The organism is uncultured Phocaeicola sp. (genome assembly GCF_948499155.1).
GTDB classification, from domain to species: Bacteria; Bacteroidota; Bacteroidia; order Bacteroidales; family Bacteroidaceae; genus Phocaeicola; species Phocaeicola faecalis.
On sequence record NZ_CAOOSE010000001.1, the window covers coordinates 35,817 to 53,729 of the forward strand.

A 17,913-nucleotide genomic window follows, 5' to 3' on the forward strand; every position below is an offset into this window, starting at 1 on the left:
GTTATGGATAAGACATTATATACATTAATCGTCCATTCGGAGAATATTGCCGGTTTGCTAAACCAGATTACTGCTGTGTTTACCCGCCGGCAGATTAATATAGAAAGCCTCAATGTTTCGGCTTCGTCTATCAAAGGTGTTCATAAATACACCATTACGGTGTGGACTACCAAGGACATTATCGAAAAGGTGGTGAAGCAGATAGAAAAGAAAATCGATGTATTGCAGGCGCATTATTTCACCGATGACGAAATCTTTCTGCACGAGATAGCACTCTATAAGGTGTCCATACCCGAGTTTCAGTCCAATCCCATCGCATCGAAAGTGATTCGCCGTTATAACGCACGCATTGTGGAGGTGAATCCGGTCTTTGCCATTGTCGAGAAGGCGGGCATGACCGAGGAAATCACTTCTTTATATGAGGAGTTGCAGGCACTGGGCTGTGTATTGCAGTTCGTCCGTTCGGGACGTGTGGCTATCACGACCAGTTGCTTTGAACGTGTCAATGAGTATCTGATACAGCGTGAGGAAAAATATCGTCAACAAAAGGAAGAAAGGGAGCTGTGATGAGTGACAATAAAGTTGGAACATACAAGTTTGTGGCAGAGCCTTTCCATTGCGACTTCACCGGAAAACTGACCATGAGTGTGCTGGGCAATCATCTGTTGAACTGTGCCGGCTTCCATGCGGCCGACCGTGGATTCGGTATTGCCACATTGAATGAAAACCATTATACATGGGTGCTTTCCCGCCTGGCTGTCGAACTGGAAGAGATGCCTCGCGAGTACGAATCTTTCAGTATTCAGACTTGGGTGGAGAATGTTTATCGACTTTTTACCGACCGTAACTTTGCTATTCTCGACAAGGAGGGAAATGCTGTGGGCTATGCCCGTTCGGTGTGGGCGATGATAAGCATGGAGACTCGTAAGCCTGCCGATTTGCTGACGCTCCACGGAGGGAGCATCACTGACTATGTGTGTGATAAGGATTGTCCTATCTCCAAGCCGGGCCGTATCAAAGTGACTGAAAAGACACCTCTTGTCGAGTATCGGACGAAATACAGTGATATCGACATCAACGGGCATGTAAATAGTATTAAGTATATCGAACATATCCTCGATTTGTTTCCCATCGAAGTGTTCAAGGAAAAACAGGTAAAGCGTTTTGAAATGGCATACGTGGCAGAAAGCTATTATGGCGATGTATTGAGTTTCTATCGCGAGGAAGTGAGAGAGAACGAATATGATATAGAAGTAAAAAAGAATGGCGCGGAAGTCGTTGTTCGCAGTAAAGTGATATTGATTTAATTTAATAACAATAGGGCGGCGCAGTGTTGCCCGTAAAAATTAGTTTTAAAATGGCACAATTGAATTTTGGCGGTGTTACAGAAACTGTAGTTATCCGCGATGAATTTCCTTTGGAAAAAGCACGTGAAGTATTGAAAGATGAAACAATCGCTGTAATCGGTTATGGTGTACAGGGTCCGGGTCAGTCATTGAACCTGCGTGACAATGGTTTCAACGTAATCGTTGGTCAGCGTCCGGGAAAAACATATGAAAAAGCGGTTGCTGACGGATGGGTTCCGGGCGAAACTCTGTTCGGCATTGAAGAAGCCTGTCAGAAAGCAAGCATCATTATGTGCCTGTTGTCTGATGCTGCTGTTATGTCTGTATGGCCTACCATTAAACCTTGTCTTACTCCGGGTAAGGCTCTGTATTTCTCTCATGGTTTTGCCATTACTTGGAGCGACCGCACGGGTGTGGTTCCTCCTGCTGATGTCGACGTGATTATGGTTGCTCCCAAAGGTTCGGGAACTTCATTGCGTACCATGTTCCTCGAAGGTCGTGGCTTGAACTCTTCATACGCCATCTATCAGGATGTAACCGGTAAGGCTTACGAACGTACTATTGCTCTAGGTATCGGTATCGGTTCCGGCTATCTGTTCGAGACTACTTTCCAGCGTGAAGCCACTTCAGATTTGACAGGTGAGCGCGGTTCATTGATGGGGGCTATTCAGGGATTGTTGTTGGCACAGTACGAAGTGTTGCGTGAAAACGGACATACTCCTTCTGAAGCATTCAACGAAACTGTAGAAGAACTGACTCAGTCATTGATGCCGTTGTTCGCTAAGAACGGTATGGACTGGATGTATGCTAACTGTTCTACTACTGCCCAGCGTGGTGCATTGGACTGGATGACTCCGTTCCACGATGCTATCAAGCCTGTAGTTGAAAAACTGTATCACAGCGTGAAAACCGGTAATGAAGCTCAGATTTCTATCGATTCTAACTCTAAGCCCGATTATCGCGAAAAGTTGGAAAAAGAATTGAAGGCATTGCGTGAAAGCGAAATGTGGCAGACTGCCGTTACTGTTCGTAAACTTCGTCCTGAAAACAATTAATACTCTGTATTGGATATTATAAAAAAGGTGTGTCGGAATGAGAAGATCTTGTGTCTGTTATTCTTTGGCACACCCTTTTTTTGTATGAAGCGGCTTTGTCTTTTTAATAAGTAGCCGGTGTACTCCATCCTCCTGAAAGAGTTAGATTGTCTACTCCCAGTAAAGGCAGATTCAGCGGGACCGATATGGTAATATTGCCGATGGCGGTTTTGACAACTGTTCCCAGTAAAGTTCCCACTATTGGGATACCTCCCAATAGTCCGTCCAGATTTGGGATGGTGGACAGCTTGAGGGATAAGGTTAGCGAATGATTTCCATCTGTCTGTTGGGCATACGATTTTAGTCCTAAGTCCAAAAAAGAATAATCTGAACGGTATCGGTAGTTGGTATTTACATTGGCTTGTATTGGATCGTTAATGTCGATAAAAGTTCCGTTTAAGAGTAGAGAACTGTCTATAATCCGGTCAATCAGTAAACCGGATACTAATCCTTGTTTAATGACATTGATATTGCGTACATCAAATGTTCCGTGAAAACCTTTAATGAGAATGTCTTTCTCACTATATATATTTCCTCCTGTAAAGGCGTATTTAAAGCGTTGGTCACCTGTAAAGTAGTCTTTTACGGTCAGATTGAAATCCATTGTCTTAGGGAAATTCCGTATAGTCACTACTGCGGTACTGGCTTCGCTGGTTGCCCATGGGTTGAGTAATACGCCTAGAAATGCCAATAAGCCTTGCTGGTCAGCATTACCCGTTAATGCAAGTCCGAGTTGGTTGACTAATTGTTTTAACAGCATATCATACAATGCATTTGTGACCGGTTCCACCAGTCCGCCTACAACTAGATTGACAGCTGCGTCCAGTCCGCCTAGCACTGTATAGATTGTATTTCCTAGGGTGCCAAGATCTAATGCCGGTTTTAATAGTCCCGGAAGTAAACCTTGTACGGTGGTGCGAATGATGTTTTTATATCCTACCTGTGTCACGATATTGTTTACTAGCGCATTTAGGGCTGTTTGTGCATCTACAAAATTGCGGTGCAGTTTTAGCATGCTGATGATACGTTGCAACAATACATAGGGTTGGGGAGTAGCATCTGAGAAAGATACTTTAGCCCAATAATATTCAGATGTGTCCGTAAATTCTGCATTAGGCAGTACAATACGTCCGTTGGCATAGGTCGTTTGATAATTGGTAAGTACATCTGTGTATGTAGTTCCACTACTTGAAGTGTAAGGAAACAGTGTCTTTTCTACATTGGCAGTGAACACAGCGATATAATTTCCTTTGGGTAATGTATCTTTGACTGCAGTTAAAGGCCATGTAGTTATACCGTTGCCCGGAGTTAAAATCACTTTCTCCTTGATATATTCTCCTGTTGATTTATAGATGATATAACGGAGATGGCGGACTCGACCGTCGGCACCTGTCACTGCGGTACGGGAACGGTTGCCGAATGTGGGTGAGAAATTGACTTCAAAGCAGCCTTCGGGTAAATTCTTTGCTCCTTCATTTACTTCAGGAGGTTGCTGTTCGGTTTCCGGTAAAGCAGGTGGCAGGAGGTCTGTCTCGCTGTTACATCCGGTGAATAAAGACAATACAAGTCCACCTGTAATTATCCATTGAAATATTTTCATCTCCGTTGGGTTTAATGATTAATTATTGAATACCATCCCAAGTATTATCATCCAGATTTACATTATGTGTTAGTATAAATCCTAGATTGATTTTGGAGTAGTCGCCTGTCACCGTCAGTTGATAATTAGGAAGGAAGATGAACCGGTTGCCTGATACTTTACCTGGTTCGTCGGCTACTTTAATGGTATAACGTTCGGTGAATGAACCGTAAGATACATCCAAATAAAAGAGCGTTTTCCGGGCATCGGGGATGGCTAATAGATAATAACTTAGATTGACGCTTCCTGATGTGGGTACTTGTGTGCCCAGTATTCTTGGAGAACCATCTCCTGTTGTCTGCCATAACATTGCGCTTCCATCTGTAATCCGTGTGGCGGTGACCAAATTCTCTGCAACCAGTGTGACGAATTTAACAAAGGTTGGAATATTGTTTATCTGGACTGTCAGCCCGCTGACAATACGTTTTAGCGTTCCGGTTATCTGATTGACTTGTCCCGGTAGAAATGCTGTGCCAATTGCTGTTCCATTCATATTTCCTATGCATTGGCAACTGAAAAATTCGGGTACTCCATAGGTCGGATTGATTGGCTTTACATAAAGATTGGCCAATGTTGCCGGAGTAGATACCGATCCTATATCAAACAGTCTTGAGGCGGCTGTGGGGTTATTGAAATTATAATCATTCCGATTATATCCCAGTACGACAATGCGATAGGTGGAAGTTGCCTGAAGATTAAGCTTTGTAGAAGTGACAGGAAAAGAGTGGAGGGTTATCTGCTTGGCGGCAGCATAATCGGGCACAAAATTGGCCGGTTCACTCGTTGCAAGAGATTCATTTGTCTTGCGGAAAGGTAATATCAGAATACGGTTGACGGATAAGGTAGCATTATCGGAAGCACGGCTCAGCGCATCCTCATACTGGATATTTATCTCTACCGGAATTGTGTTGTCTTTCTGTGGCATCTCCGGTTCATCAATGTCATCTGTCGTGCATGCTGTCAGCCATAGGGCCGACAGCAATGCTGCAACTGAAAAATAAAGTATATGCCTTTTCCTTGTCATTCCTTTATGAATTTAAGCTTATTGGATAACCATATTATGTATCACTTCCCATGCCGGATTGATGGAAATTACGATAGCCTGATCTGTCAGCAAGTCAATCGGAGAGTCGTCATCACCCATTTCGGGAGTACCGCCATTGGTGTTACCTGCCTGTGTCTTCGTTCCCAATGCATAGAAATGATTAGCCAAGATATTGAATGAACTGTTACCGTCTGTATCTTTTACAACCCAAGTTTTAAGGGGATTGTTGCCGGCATCATATAGTCCCAAAGTCATAGTGACATTGCTGACCGGCATGAAGAATGAACCGCTAAGTTGTGAATTGGGCAGTTTTACTACTCCATGACCGGAAAGGTCATTACCGGCATACACTCCTCCGGTGATTGTCTGGCCGGATAGATCTATATTGATGATATTATAGGGAGTGACATTGGATGTAATGGCAGCTCCGTTTGTGATATTCACTTCTTTATTGGCATCACTGACGGATAGACGAAGATATTTCACATCTGTTCCGTTTATGTTTTGAGGGATATTTTTGAAGTAGCCCAGTACACCTGCCACTTTACGAGTCATCGAGATGCTGACACGCGTTCCTCCGTTATTGCTGACGTTTGCTTGGCTCCATCCTGCAAATATCTCGGATTCGTCACCTGATTGTGCAATGGTAGCCATCATATTGTCGAAATTGTGAGCCGTCTCAGGCGAACTGATATTGAACAAGTCGGTCTGATCGCGACCTATTGCTAGAAATTTATAATCACCAGCACTGAGTTTCTCGCTGTTTCCGATGGAGTAACGCATGAAGGTAGTGCCGTCGCTCCATCCCGAAATGGTGAACGACTTGGAGTAAACATAGTCACTCCCATTGTTGAGAAACGCATATACAACAACACGTGTTACATGTTGTGTAGCTTCCTGACTATAGATTGAGCCACGAGAAGTGCCGCCATCTTTTAATTCGTTTACGGCTGAAATCTCGAAAGTAACACCTGTTTCGGCATTTTCACTTGACGGCGCAGGATTGTCATTGTCAGAGCATGCAAACAAAAACATGCTCAGCATAGCGAGAAACATCAATTTTTTCATTTTATAAAATAATTAAGTGGTTAAAAAAATAGATATGCAAAATTATTCGATTGTTAAATGATGGACTAATGTCCATTCTTTGTCTGAATAAACCCAGATATTCCATGCATCTGTATCTTTGTCGAAGTCGACACTAACAGCTGACAGTTCATTGCGGCGGATGTTTAATTCCATTTCGGGAACGGTCAACAGAGCAGAACTCTTTCCTTCTGAATAGAAACTGAGGTTCAGGCGGGTGCTTTTTTCGGTGATAGACGGAGAGACAGCCAGCGCATTTATTTCCTGTGGACGGCTATCTTTTTCGATGGTTGCCGAGCCTTGATAGTTCAGCAAACTGTCCACTTGACTGTATATCCCTTTCACGCTTTGATGCATCCGTGTTACATAAGAGGGAAAGTTCTTGCAGAAAATCAATAGTTTTCCTTTGGTACGTTGGAGTGCAATGCTTGCAGAGCTGCTGTTGCAGTTACAGAAATCTATTGTTCCTATATAGATATCTGTATGCTCAGTGCTTTGGGGATGCAATATTCCGGCTAGGGTTCCATCTGTCATATTTCCCCATGCGGTAAGATTATACTCTCCCAAAGGTAGATTATGGAAAACCAATTTGTAAGTCCGGTCGTTGCCTGTGACGGCTGTTACCAATGATTGGCTGACAGTTTTTCCGGTATATTTATCGGTGAGTGCATAATATATGGTATTTTGGAAATGTCCGAAAGGTTGGTCTTCCTGCTCGAAGGGGTATTGGGGGTATTGACTGATATTAGCGTAGTTCTTGTCAGCCACTGCAATTTCGACTGTATAGTCTGTTCGGCAGTTGTCGTCATCCTCGTCTATGCAGGCTGACATCAGTGATAATACTGCCGCACATACTATATAAAATACTTTTCTCATATTTTGCTTTTTAGTCACGTGTAATGAACGTAGCGTTAGGAGAATATGTTTTATGTAGTAAGAGAATAAATGTTTAAATAAATGCAAAATAGTTTTGGGGCCTTACGGAAGGTATATTGTGATAATGGTATTGTGGGGGAGTTCTATTTTCTCTGGTGTTTTGGTGCTCATCAGAAATTTATTTGATATAATTAAAAAAAGTGCACCAAGATTATTATCCTGATACACCTCTTTCCCATTATATGGATTTTAATGATTTCTTGCTTTAGAAGTATAAGTAGCGGTCGTCTTTTACTTCTGCTTTCTTATACAAGTCACTGATAAAGCTGCTTGAATAGCGTGCTGCCATATTTTCCAAGTTGCTTTCTTCTGTCTTGGCATCGAATGTTTCGGCACTCTTGTCCTTATTGATAACCTGCATTACATATACACCTGCATTACCCTTGATAGGAGCAGTAGTCTTGTTTACTTCAGTTTTACCGGCAAAAGCACCCAATACAGGTTCGCTTGCACGAGTCACAGAAACATACGCGGGAGCTGCAAAAGTTATATGTTTTACTGTATCGCTCACTGCATTTGCAGCACTCTTGGCTTTATTAATGTCTGCACCGTTCAATTCTGCCATAATCTTTTCTGCTTTCTTATCTTTGATAATTTCAGATCTCAGCATATCTGCCACCAAATTGATGTTACGGTAGCCGGCAGGATTAATCTTTTCGAGTGTAACTACCATCAGATGGTCGTTCTCACCACATTCATACAGCGGAGAAACTTCACCTTCTTTAGCTGCAAAGATCCATTTCAATGCGTCGCGAGTACCTTTCACACCACCTACATAGTGTTCACCGCTACGGAAATCGGCACGTTCCAACAAACGGTAACCGTTGTCTTCTGCGTTGGCTACAATCTTGTCTATTGTAGTGTTCTGTGCTACAAACTGGCTGAAATCATTGTATGCCTTGTTGTAAGTTTCCTTGCTGAATTCTACCGGACGTTTGATGATTGCCACTTGATATTTATCTTTCATGGCCTTCTTATCCATCACCTGAAGGATAACGTTAGCTTGACCGATTTGCAGATTGTTCAGTTCTTTAATACCGCCATTAATCAAGGTATTGATAAACTTAGCGTTTTCTGCATCAAGGGCAGCACCTTCATAATTACGTGCTGTCAACCAACTTGCTTCACCTGTCTGACCGTATTTCTGAGCGAGCTCAGCAAAGTCTGCACCACCTTTCAAAGCAGTGAAAATACTGTCTGCCAAAGTTTTAGTCTTTGCTTCTGTATCAGCATATACTTGAATCTGACGGAATTGGATGGAGTCAGGAGCTGTTTGTTTCGCTAAAATTCTGAAAGCGTTGTATGAGTCATCAGCTTGATTATAGTAAGGACCGTAAACTTCACCGAGCTTAACTGAATCCAAACGAGCTACGATGTCGTTAGGAAGTACAGTCTTGTTCACAACTACTTCAGAGAAAGGTACTACAGAGTTAGTAGAACGAACGAATGTGCTCATGTCGGCAGCATTAGCCAATTGAGTAGAATATTCTGTAACTTCGTCTAAAACTTCTTTGCGGTCTTCGTCAGAAGGAGTAACCAAAACATCAATGTATTTGATGTTGCGAGTTTCTATCGGCTGTTCGAAAGTGTCTTTTTTCTTATTGTAAAGCGCTTTGATTTCTTCGTTTGAAACAGTGATTGTAGAATCGCTGATAGAAGAATAAGGAACGGCAGCCAACAATACATCAGTCTGCTCTGTACGTGAAGCAAATGCATCTTCGGCAGAAACAGGATTTGAGATTAATGATTTAGCCAGCAAGTTCTGATATTTTTCAGCCAAAGCGGTTTGTTTCAAAGTCTTTTCGATAAAGTTCCAGAATGCACCCATTTTCTGATAGTATTCTACATACTGTGCAGGCATTTGGCTTTTACCCATGTTGGCATAGTCTACCAAGAACTTTTTCAACATATCTTTGTCGAATGCACCGGTTTGCGGGTTGCGGAACGGAGTCTGCATCAGCAATGGGTGAGTGCCTTCTTCGATAATTGCTTGGATTTCAGCATCGCTTACTGTCAAACCTAGTTTCTTGGCTTCTGCTGCAATTAATTGATTGTTTACGTAAGATTGCCAAACTTGGTCTTTCACTTGAGTCAGTTGGTCATCGTTAAGAGAGTTCAAGCCTTGAGTCAGCTTAATAACTTCTGCGTATTCATCAACCATTTTCTGATACTCTTGTGCGGTGAGTGTTTTTCCATTGACTTCACCTACGTCTTGTTTTCCCTGATGCGGCTGGAGTACTTTCCAAGCGTCACCCGCAATAAATGCGAAAAGGGCAAGACCGATTACAACGACCAACAAAGGGCCTTTACTTCTAATTGTTTGTAATGTTGCCATTTCTAAATTATACTATTTTGTTTATTGTTTTTCTATACTTTATAGATTTAGCGCACGAAGATACAAAAAATGCGGTTTACAATCTATTTTATTGTGAAAAAAATCTGTTATCCGGTCACTTTCAGCTTTACAAGCTCGATTTTGGTGGCTGTGACTTTAATTATTTTGAACTGGAAATTGTCGAACTTTATCACTTCATGCATTTTGGGAAAGCTTTGGTAGTGGTGCAGGATGAGGCCGCCGATGGTTTGGTATTCATCGCTTTCGGGCAAGTTGAGTGAGAAAAGTTCGTTTGCCTTTTCTATTTCCAAACGTCCTGAAAGAACGTATTCGTTGTCACCGATTTCTTTAGCTATGTAAGATGTGGTATCATGTTCGTCTTCTATTTCACCAAAAATCTCTTCTACCAAGTCTTCCAGTGCCACAATGCCTGAAGTGCCGCCGAACTCGTCGACCACCACTGCCAGCGATTTCTTTTGTTGCATGAATAGTTTCATCAGCTTGTGCGCGCCCATAGTTTCGGGAACAATAGGGAGTTGGCGGATATGTTCGGTCCAGTCGGTTACTTCGCGGAACATCTCTGATGAATGGATATAGCCTACAATATTGTCTATATTCTCCTTGTATACAATGATTTTGCTGATTCCACTTTCTATGAAACGTGCTTTCAGTTCTTCGAGTGAAGTATCGTATTCGATGGCTACTATTTCGGTACGTGGAACCATGCAGTCACGAATCTTTATATTGGAAAAGTCAAGTGCATTTTGGAATATTTTGATTTCGGTATCAATCTCTTTTTTATTGTCGACATCTTGGATGCTACTTTGGATGAAATAGTCCAAATCTACTTTTGTAAAGGCTTTGTCACTGGCTTCCTTATTTACTTTTATACCTAAGATACGCAATATCAGGTTAGATAGTCCTGATGCAAATTTGCTGATAGGGTAGAGGATTATGTAGCAGATAAATGCGGGAACGGCGAATATGTTCAGTGTTAAGTTGGGATTGATTTTAAATAGTGTTTTGGGTAGGAATTCGCCGGTCACCAGGATGATTAATGTTGATATGATAGTTTGAATCAGTACCAGTAAGAGTTCATTGTTAATGAGTCCTGCCAAAATGTTCTGCTCGATGACCTGCGCCATCAAGATACCGTAGATGACGAGGGCTATATTGTTTCCTACCAACATGGTAGAAATGAAATTGTTCGGGTTATGAAAGAAGATGGAAAGGATGCGAGAGGTGAGGCTCTGGCTATTGCGGTCCATCTCAAAGCGTAATTTATTTGAGGAAACAAAAGCAATTTCCATTCCTGAAAAGAAGGCGGAAAAGGCCATTGTGATTATTATTTCTATGATGATGCCCATAATGATAATTAATTAATGTATCGAGTCGGTCTTGATACTGTCCGAAGCAGTGGCTTTTGTGCTGTCTGCCGGGGCTGTGTCTTCTACAACAAACTCACCGCCACTGTTATAGATTTCATACTCGGTCAGTTGTTGGTTCGACTTGAATCCATACTGCCCGTTTATAATGCTTTTGTCTGCTTGTTCAATATGGATAGGCTTGTCGGAATAGATTTGTTCTTTAGCTTCGTCCCAGAACAGAAGTTGTGTGTCAAATTTGTCCCCTTGAAGGTTGCGGATATGTACATTGCTTCTCAGTTCCCAAAGTTTCTTTTTCTCGTAATAATAAGCTGTATCGGCTTTGATGCTGGCATCGATATGGAACAGTGAATCGAATTTTTCCAGATAGACTCCTTTTTCGAAAGCCCAATAAGGCGGGTTCTTTTTATCGTAGATTTCCCACTCTTCGGTAATGATTTTGTAGCGTGTGATGCCCGAATCGGATATTAAGGTAGTCACTCCCAGCGTTCTCATGGTGGGGAGGGAATCACGTTCGGTTATGGCTTCTGCCAGGTTTTTATTGTCTCCCGAGCATGCGGGGAATAAAACAAACATAACAGTTGTCCAAACGACAACTGTTATGTTCATAAATATAAGGTGTGAATTTCGTTTTTTTACAACTGACATAATTATCTGATAGTAGTTGTTTCACCAATCCATCCGCCGATTGTTACACTGTCGCCTTTCTTTAATCCGAGGAAGAACAAGTCTTCGTCTTTCGGAGTATAGCGTGAGTAAGTACCAATCAACTTGTTTGCTTCTTCTTCTACGCTTGAATCTACACTCTTAGCTCTCTGCAATTTGTCGATAACTGCAAAATATGTACACTTGTTCAATGCATTCTCATCGCTCCAGTTGGGGCTTGATGCATACATATTAGCAATCAGGATGTAAGGCTTACCGTTGTTTCCGTCCAAAGAGATAGATTTCAATGCATATTGTTTAGCTTTGCTCAACTGTTTTTTGTTAAACAGGATGGCAGAAGTCTTATAGCAATAATCTGCTTTCTTCACAGGGTCTTGTTCCAGTTCGATGGCCTGGTCGAAGTATGTGATACATTTGTCCAAATCGCCTTTCTTGAAATACATATATCCGCAACCGATAGCTGTTTCAGAAGTCGGTTCGATAGCGTGTGCATGTTCAGATGCAGCAAAGTATGCTTCCTGTTCTGTACATCCCAGCATTTGCATTACATTGATTACTTGTTTCAGATAGTCCAGATTAGTCTTGTTCTGTTCAACTTTCGGAGCATAAATAGATTGTAAGTTATCGCAAGTAGCTACACCACTGTTGATGAAGAATGCGTCGATGTTGTCTTTGGCAACTTTCAGCAGTTCTTTGGTCTTTGCTTTAGTTTCTTTTTTGAATGCTGCGTCTGCATAACCGGCAGCAGCGATATAGTCTTGAATGAACTGTTCTTTGTGTGCTTCGTCAGCCTTTACCTTACGTCCGGAAACATCAGTAAATTCTTGAAGTACAAAGTAGTCAGCGTTATCTTTCTCTAAATCAACGGCTTCTTTGAACAAATTGTATGCGGTGTTCAGGTCAGGACATCCCATTGTGAAATAGTCATGAGCTTTCATTCCGATGATAGAGCCTTTGGTTACAGGAGTTTTAACGTAACCGTTCAATATGTCCAAGTATTTGATGCGTTGATCGTATACATTCATCAGTTCTTCAAAATATTGTTTTTGTTTAGCTGCATCTTTTTCATTGGCAATGAACCAACGAAGAATCTTTGCACCGTTTGTGTAAGTACCTGCCTGAGCAATCGGAGCTTCATTGAATACGCTCTTCCATGGAGTATAAGCATCCTTGAAGTTGTTTGTTTTTACGTACTCAGAATAGATACTAATGTTTTTCAGACAGTTAATACTGTCTTGACCATGACCATACCTTGAACCATCTGACGCTCCGGTTTGAGCGAAAGAAGCTGTTGCACTTAAAGAAAGAGCGAACAGCGCTGTTACCATCTTCATTTTCATCGTATATAAATTTAGTTGTTATTATTTTAAAACTTTATCTTTTGGGTTTGTTAATCGACTTTCCACTTCATAAACCAACGTTCGTTAAAGGTCAGTCCGATATTGATTTTCAAATAATTCTCTTCCAACATTCCTTTAACTTTCGGACTTACTTTTACATATTGTCCTGAGATATTCAGGATGGACTTGCTTTGGAACAGCGGGAAACCGAAACCGGCACTTACTCCATATTCGCGGGTCCCGTCCTGACCGTCCACTTTGGTATATGGGTCTGAATAATATCCACCAACGCGGTAGCGGATACGTTTCAGATAATTGTGGCTGTAGGGACTGGGAATAAACTCAGCACCTACGGCTATTTTTGTGCGGTTGCAGAAGTAATTCTTCTCATTATAGAATTTTGCATCCTCCCATTTTTGATAAGTGAAATCAGCACCCACAGTCAGTCGGTTGTCATATACATAAGTCAAACCTGCGCCAAACGTATGCGGCAGACTGAATGCGTTGGTAATCGTATCACCTGTCTGGGTGGAAGGATAATCAGCTCCGTTCAACCACTTCTGATTATATTTATATCCTTTGCCATTCATCGAATGTCCCAATGAATATACAGCACCAAAGTTTAAAACGTGTTTTTTATTGAACTTATAGCTATATTGCAAACCGAAGTCTAATTTATAATCATTGATGGATATCTTGTCTAATCTGACACTGCTGAATGAACTAGAGTTGCTGAAAGCAGTCGTTACAGAGTGTGTGATATCACCATATATATAAGAAATGTTTGCACCGATTGACAGATTGTCGAGCACTTTGAAGCCTACACCTGCAAATACTTGTTGCAACCCTCCATCACCGGCATAAGAAGCAGTCTTGTTGATAACAGTTCCGTCTTCATCCTTAGTCAATTCGGAAGTGTTACTCAGACTGTATCCTACCGTCGAGAAAGGGATAAATCCCACAGCCATTCCCATACGTTTCCATAAACGGAACTGCATAGCCAAGTAGTCGAAACTTGAATTCTTAGCGTTGGTCTTTATATTGCCTTCCTTGAAGTTGGCATTTTGCAAAGTCATGCCGGCATCAAACAAGAACGTCAAAGAATCGACTGCCGTATATGACGCCGGATTAGATGCGTTGATTTGATAACCGTTTCTTAACCCGTAGGCTATTCCACCCATCGCTTTGCTATTGCCGAAGCCCTGGTCGGCCAATGAACCGAACCCATAGCGCGTATAAGGTGAGTTTGTGCTTGTTTGGGCTACGGCTAGCCCAGTGAATGTGAGTATAATTAACGCACTAATCAGTCTTTTATAATTTATCATTATAGCTTAATATTCTGTTTAAACCTTTCAATACTAAAAATCTATCTGCAAAGATGATACTTTTTAAGTTTGTATCAAAAGAAAAATCATCTCCGCCTGTTAAAAAAACCAAAAGTCCGGGGTAATTCTTTTGAATAAGGGAGATGTATCCACTCATTTCAAGTTCCATACCTCTGATGACTCCGGCCCGAATAGCAGTTTCCGTCGTTTGTCCGTAAAGGGGAATGTCTCCTTTGGCACTGACTTTAGGTAGCTTGTCCGTAAATATATTGAGTGCTTTGAAGCGCATACGCATTCCGGGAGATATATTGCCACCATGGTATTGGTGTTGTGCATCGATGAAATCGTATGTGACACATGTTCCGGCGTCAATGACCAGTATGTCATTGTTAGGCTTTAGCCATGTAGCGGCTACGACGGCGGCCAGCCTGTCCATTCCCAGCGTTTGCGGTGTCTTGTAGAGGTTGGTAATGGGGACCGGAGTTTCGTGACTTAGTTCTATGATTTTAAAGGGCAACTTGTCCAGTTGTCGACGGATCGTGTTGCTTAATGTGATGACAGAGGCGATGATACCTCGTTCCAAGGGGTATCGGGAGCAAAGCATCGGAAGGCTATCCAATGAATGATTGGAACCGCGAAATACTTCTACCAATTCGTCTTTGTCAAAGATAGCCAGCTTGGCTACTGAATTTCCTATATCAATTATTAAATTCACAACTTTGCTTTTATGGCTGCAAAGTAACGTAAAAAAACAATAGGAATTGCAATAAAAAACGGTATTTGTGAGGTATTAATTAATATTTAGGTGTACTTTTGCAGCGTGAATTGTAATTTTGATACGGATGAAGAACGATTTCAGTGCGTATCAAAACATTGGATTAATATGAAGAAACTACTTGTTCTACTTTATTTAATATTGGCTTCTTGGGGTGTCCGTGCCCAGCAGGATAGTGTAAAAGTGAGTTTGCTGACTTGTGCGCCGGGAACCGAGATTTATGAATTGTTCGGCCATACCGCTATTCGTTATGAAAATCCGGCGGAGGGGCAGGACTTGGTCTTTAATTATGGTATCTTCAGTTTTAATACTCCTAATTTTGAGATGCGCTTTATAAAAGGTGAAACTGATTATCGACTGGGAGTAGTGCCTTATTCTTATTTTGAAGGAGAATATGCCATGCGCGGTTCGTCGGTTTATCAACAAGTGCTAAACCTTACCGCTGAAGAGAAACGAAAGATATGGAATTTGCTCGAAGAAAATTATCGTCCCGAGAACCGGGTTTACCGTTATAATTACTTTTATGATAATTGTACTACGCGTGCGCGTGATAAGATAGAGGACTGTATCAATGGGAAAGTGGTTTATCCGGAAGCGGAAGAAGGGGTCACTTTCAGGGATATTGTTCATCGGTGTACGGAAGGGAATGAATGGGATGAATTAGGAATTGATCTTTGTCTAGGCAGTGAGGCAGATGCTCCTATCGATGGAAGAAAACAGATGTTCATTCCTTTTAATATGCTGGAAGCGGCAAGGGCAGCAGTCATTATGCAGGAAGACAGTGTTCGTCCGCTGGTGCTCAGTGAGTCAAAGGTGGTGGATGTGGAACCGGAAGAAGCGGAAGCAGGTTTCCCATTGTCTCCTCTGTCGTGTGCATGCATATTATTGGTTGTGACATGCATGATTGCGTGGCTTCAATTGAAATGGAAGAAGGTGATCTGGGCCTGGGATTTGCTCTTGTTCGGAGCGCAGGGGATAGCCGGATGCATCATTGCTTTTTTATTTTTCTTTTCCATTCATCCGACAGTCGGTTCCAATTGGCTGATTATTTTGTTCAATCCCATTCCCCTGATTTACTTGCCAGTGATGATTTATAAGGCGATAAAAGGCCAAAAAGACCTCTATCATCTAATAAATGTAGTGTATTTAACACTTTTTATAATGATAATGCCGTTTATACAGCAAAAATTCAACGTAACGGTATTACCTTTGGCACTGTGTTTGCTTGTATGCTCTGCAGGCCATCTATTTTTATATTACAGACAAAACAGTAAATGAAAGGACGCATCTTAACTTCTCTTCTGACCGTAATAGCATTAACGGGACTTCAGGCACAAAATGTTCCTGCAGTTCCCAAGTTGGTGGTAGGGCTTACTATCGACCAATTGCGAACAGACTACATAGAAGCTTTTTCGGCTTTGTATGGAGAACGGGGATTCAAACGGTTGTGGAAAGAAGGTAGAATATACTTGAATGCAGAATATGATTTTATCAATGTGGATAAATCATCGTCTGTGGCCGCTATTTATTCGGGAACCACTCCTTATACCAACGGTATTGTAGGGGATAACTGGATGGATCGTGCCACTCTGCGCGTGATTAATTGTGTGGACGACAATAACTTTATGGGAATTTATACTTCCGAGTCCACTTCTCCTGCAAAATTGAAAGTGTCAAACTTGTCAGACGAACTGACAGTGGCTACACAAGGGGTGGCAGAAGTTTATTCTATCGCTCCGACTCGTGAAATGGCAGTACTGGCTGCCGGTCATGCAGCCAAAGGTGCTTTTTGGATTAATGATGAAACAGGAAAATGGAGTGGAAGTACATATTATGGCACTTTCCCTTCCTGGATTTCTACGTATAACGATTATCAGGGGCTTGATTTCCGCATCGGTGATATGGTGTGGGGACCTTATCTGCCTGTTACCGCTTATAAATATCTGACTACAGAAACCAAGCAGCTGACTTTTAAACATAATTTTGATGATGAAAGGAAGCTGAAATACAGAAGACTGAAAACCAGTCCTTATGCCAATGACGAGGTGAACCGTTTGGTGAACGCTTGTCTTAATTCTACCCCTATCGGTAAGGATAATGTGCCGGATTTGTTGTCTTTGGCTTATTATGCCGGAAATTATGACCACAAATCTCCGTCCGAGTTGCCACTGGAAATGCAGGATACTTACGTTCGTCTGGATAATAGCATCGCCGAGCTGCTGGATATGATTGATAGAAAAGTGGGTTTGCACAACACTCTTTTTTTCATTACTTCCACCGGATATACAGATCCCGAACCGGCTGATCCTCCTCAATATAAAATACCGAGCGGAGAATTCTATATTCAGCGTTGCTCTGCATTGTTAAACCTTTATTTGGCTGCCATTTATGGCGAGGGCCAGTATGTGGAAGCTCATCACGAACAGGAAATCTATTTGAATCATAAGCTTATTGAGCAAAAACAGCTTAACTATACTGAGATATTGACTCGTTCGTCAGAATTTCTGGTGCAGTTTAGCGGTGTGAAAGACGTCTATTCTTCACAACGTTTGCAGTTAGGCTCTTGGACTCCCACCATCGACAAAATAAAGAACAGCTATAATCCGGCATGTTCGGGTGACTTGTGGATAGAAGTTCTGCCCGGCTGGTCGGTTATCCGTGAACATTCTTTAGACAAAAGGGTAGTGCGCGATGCTTATGCTTCTTCGCCCCTCGTTTTAGTGGGATGGAATATGAAGCCCGAAATTATTCACACCCCTGTGAAGATTGGCAATATTGCACCTACTGTAGCTCATTTCATGCGCATCCGGGCGCCCAATGCCTCTACTTTAGCCCCGATGACTGGCATCCGCAAATAATATTTAGAGAGAGAAGTGCAAATAAATCAGCATTTTATTTTAACTTTGCACTTTCAAAATTAACCAAATTAGAAAATAATAAA

The 17,913-nt window shown here is 41.9% G+C and carries 15 protein-coding genes; 5 read left to right on the forward strand and 10 right to left on the reverse strand.

Annotation, left to right across the window (positions count from 1 at the left end):
- The first annotated feature begins 3 nt into the window (after window positions 1–3).
- The 3 genes from ilvN to ilvC are packed head-to-tail and all read left to right on the forward strand — an operon-like array spanning window position 4 to window position 2,401.
- A complete protein-coding gene (ilvN, locus tag QYT14_RS00145; RefSeq protein WP_288324013.1) occupies window positions 4–567 on the forward strand; it encodes an acetolactate synthase small subunit in 564 nt (187 codons plus the stop codon).
- Window positions 564–1,307, forward strand: a complete 744-nt coding sequence (locus QYT14_RS00150; RefSeq protein WP_237038206.1) for an acyl-ACP thioesterase domain-containing protein — start codon at window positions 564–566, stop codon at window positions 1,305–1,307. The genes ilvN and QYT14_RS00150 overlap by 4 nt, the downstream gene beginning before the upstream one ends.
- Before the next feature lie 50 nt (window positions 1,308–1,357).
- A complete protein-coding gene (ilvC, locus tag QYT14_RS00155; RefSeq protein WP_288324014.1) occupies window positions 1,358–2,401 on the forward strand; it encodes a ketol-acid reductoisomerase in 1,044 nt (347 codons plus the stop codon).
- A 103-nt stretch (window positions 2,402–2,504) separates the two neighbouring features.
- Here ilvC and QYT14_RS00160 read toward each other — a convergent pair whose 3' ends face one another.
- The 10 genes from QYT14_RS00160 to QYT14_RS00205 form a co-directional block, all read right to left on the reverse strand.
- Window positions 2,505–4,040, reverse strand: a complete 1,536-nt coding sequence (locus tag QYT14_RS00160; RefSeq protein ID WP_288324015.1) for a hypothetical protein — start codon at window positions 4,038–4,040, stop codon at window positions 2,505–2,507.
- 22 nt (window positions 4,041–4,062) lie between these two features.
- Window positions 4,063–5,103 (reverse strand): hypothetical protein, encoded by a 1,041-nt coding sequence (locus QYT14_RS00165; RefSeq protein WP_237038204.1) that lies wholly within the window; start codon window positions 5,101–5,103, stop codon window positions 4,063–4,065.
- Between the two features lie 18 nt (window positions 5,104–5,121).
- Window positions 5,122–6,192 (reverse strand): FimB/Mfa2 family fimbrial subunit, encoded by a 1,071-nt coding sequence (locus tag QYT14_RS00170; RefSeq protein ID WP_237038203.1) that lies wholly within the window; start codon window positions 6,190–6,192, stop codon window positions 5,122–5,124.
- A gap of 42 nt (window positions 6,193–6,234) precedes the next feature.
- On the reverse strand, window positions 6,235–7,086 hold the full coding sequence (locus QYT14_RS00175) for a hypothetical protein (RefSeq protein ID WP_237038202.1): 852 nt from the start codon (window positions 7,084–7,086) through the stop codon (window positions 6,235–6,237).
- A 265-nt stretch (window positions 7,087–7,351) separates the two neighbouring features.
- Entirely contained in the window at window positions 7,352–9,481 is a 2,130-nt protein-coding gene (locus QYT14_RS00180; RefSeq protein WP_288324016.1) for a peptidylprolyl isomerase, read from the reverse strand.
- Between the two features lie 107 nt (window positions 9,482–9,588).
- Entirely contained in the window at window positions 9,589–10,848 is a 1,260-nt protein-coding gene (locus tag QYT14_RS00185; protein ID WP_237038200.1) for a hemolysin family protein, read from the reverse strand.
- 12 nt (window positions 10,849–10,860) lie between these two features.
- On the reverse strand, window positions 10,861–11,514 hold the full coding sequence (gene lptC, locus QYT14_RS00190) for an LPS export ABC transporter periplasmic protein LptC (RefSeq protein ID WP_237038199.1): 654 nt from the start codon (window positions 11,512–11,514) through the stop codon (window positions 10,861–10,863).
- A gap of 2 nt (window positions 11,515–11,516) precedes the next feature.
- Window positions 11,517–12,872 carry a tetratricopeptide repeat protein gene (locus QYT14_RS00195; RefSeq protein ID WP_288324017.1) on the reverse strand — a complete coding sequence of 452 codons (1,356 nt, stop codon included), beginning with the start codon at window positions 12,870–12,872 and terminating at the stop codon, window positions 11,517–11,519.
- Window positions 12,873–12,922: 50 nt separating this feature from the next.
- A complete protein-coding gene (locus tag QYT14_RS00200; RefSeq protein ID WP_288324018.1) occupies window positions 12,923–14,197 on the reverse strand; it encodes a hypothetical protein in 1,275 nt (424 codons plus the stop codon).
- Window positions 14,184–14,912, reverse strand: coding sequence for a type III pantothenate kinase (locus QYT14_RS00205; RefSeq protein ID WP_288324019.1), 729 nt, complete (start codon window positions 14,910–14,912; stop codon window positions 14,184–14,186). The genes QYT14_RS00200 and QYT14_RS00205 overlap by 14 nt, the downstream gene beginning before the upstream one ends.
- Window positions 14,913–15,080: 168 nt before the next feature.
- Between QYT14_RS00205 and QYT14_RS00210 the strand changes: the two genes are divergently transcribed.
- On the forward strand, window positions 15,081–16,250 hold the full coding sequence (locus QYT14_RS00210) for a DUF4105 domain-containing protein (RefSeq protein ID WP_288324020.1): 1,170 nt from the start codon (window positions 15,081–15,083) through the stop codon (window positions 16,248–16,250).
- Complete coding sequence (locus QYT14_RS00215; protein WP_288324021.1) at window positions 16,247–17,830, forward strand: alkaline phosphatase family protein; 1,584 nt, start codon at window positions 16,247–16,249, stop codon at window positions 17,828–17,830. The genes QYT14_RS00210 and QYT14_RS00215 overlap by 4 nt, the downstream gene beginning before the upstream one ends.
- The last annotated feature ends 83 nt before the right edge of the window (window positions 17,831–17,913 follow it).

What these genes read in the sequence shown, in the direction of transcription:
- ilvN (WP_288324013.1), top strand. Translation starts at nt 4, where the DNA reads ATGGATAAGACATTATATACATTAATCGTCCATTCGGAGAATATTGCC.
- ilvC (WP_288324014.1), top strand. Translation starts at nt 1,358, where the DNA reads ATGGCACAATTGAATTTTGGCGGTGTTACAGAAACTGTAGTTATCCGC.
- QYT14_RS00160 (WP_288324015.1), bottom strand. Translation starts at nt 4,040, where the DNA reads ATGAAAATATTTCAATGGATAATTACAGGTGGACTTGTATTGTCTTTA.
- QYT14_RS00165 (WP_237038204.1), bottom strand. Translation starts at nt 5,103, where the DNA reads ATGACAAGGAAAAGGCATATACTTTATTTTTCAGTTGCAGCATTGCTG.
- QYT14_RS00170 (WP_237038203.1), bottom strand. Translation starts at nt 6,192, where the DNA reads ATGAAAAAATTGATGTTTCTCGCTATGCTGAGCATGTTTTTGTTTGCA.
- QYT14_RS00175 (WP_237038202.1), bottom strand. Translation starts at nt 7,086, where the DNA reads ATGAGAAAAGTATTTTATATAGTATGTGCGGCAGTATTATCACTGATG.
- QYT14_RS00180 (WP_288324016.1), bottom strand. Translation starts at nt 9,481, where the DNA reads ATGGCAACATTACAAACAATTAGAAGTAAAGGCCCTTTGTTGGTCGTT.
- QYT14_RS00185 (WP_237038200.1), bottom strand. Translation starts at nt 10,848, where the DNA reads ATGGGCATCATCATAGAAATAATAATCACAATGGCCTTTTCCGCCTTC.
- lptC (WP_237038199.1), bottom strand. Translation starts at nt 11,514, where the DNA reads ATGTCAGTTGTAAAAAAACGAAATTCACACCTTATATTTATGAACATA.
- QYT14_RS00195 (WP_288324017.1), bottom strand. Translation starts at nt 12,872, where the DNA reads ATGAAAATGAAGATGGTAACAGCGCTGTTCGCTCTTTCTTTAAGTGCA.
- QYT14_RS00200 (WP_288324018.1), bottom strand. Translation starts at nt 14,197, where the DNA reads ATGATAAATTATAAAAGACTGATTAGTGCGTTAATTATACTCACATTC.
- QYT14_RS00210 (WP_288324020.1), top strand. Translation starts at nt 15,081, where the DNA reads ATGAAGAAACTACTTGTTCTACTTTATTTAATATTGGCTTCTTGGGGT.
- QYT14_RS00215 (WP_288324021.1), top strand. Translation starts at nt 16,247, where the DNA reads ATGAAAGGACGCATCTTAACTTCTCTTCTGACCGTAATAGCATTAACG.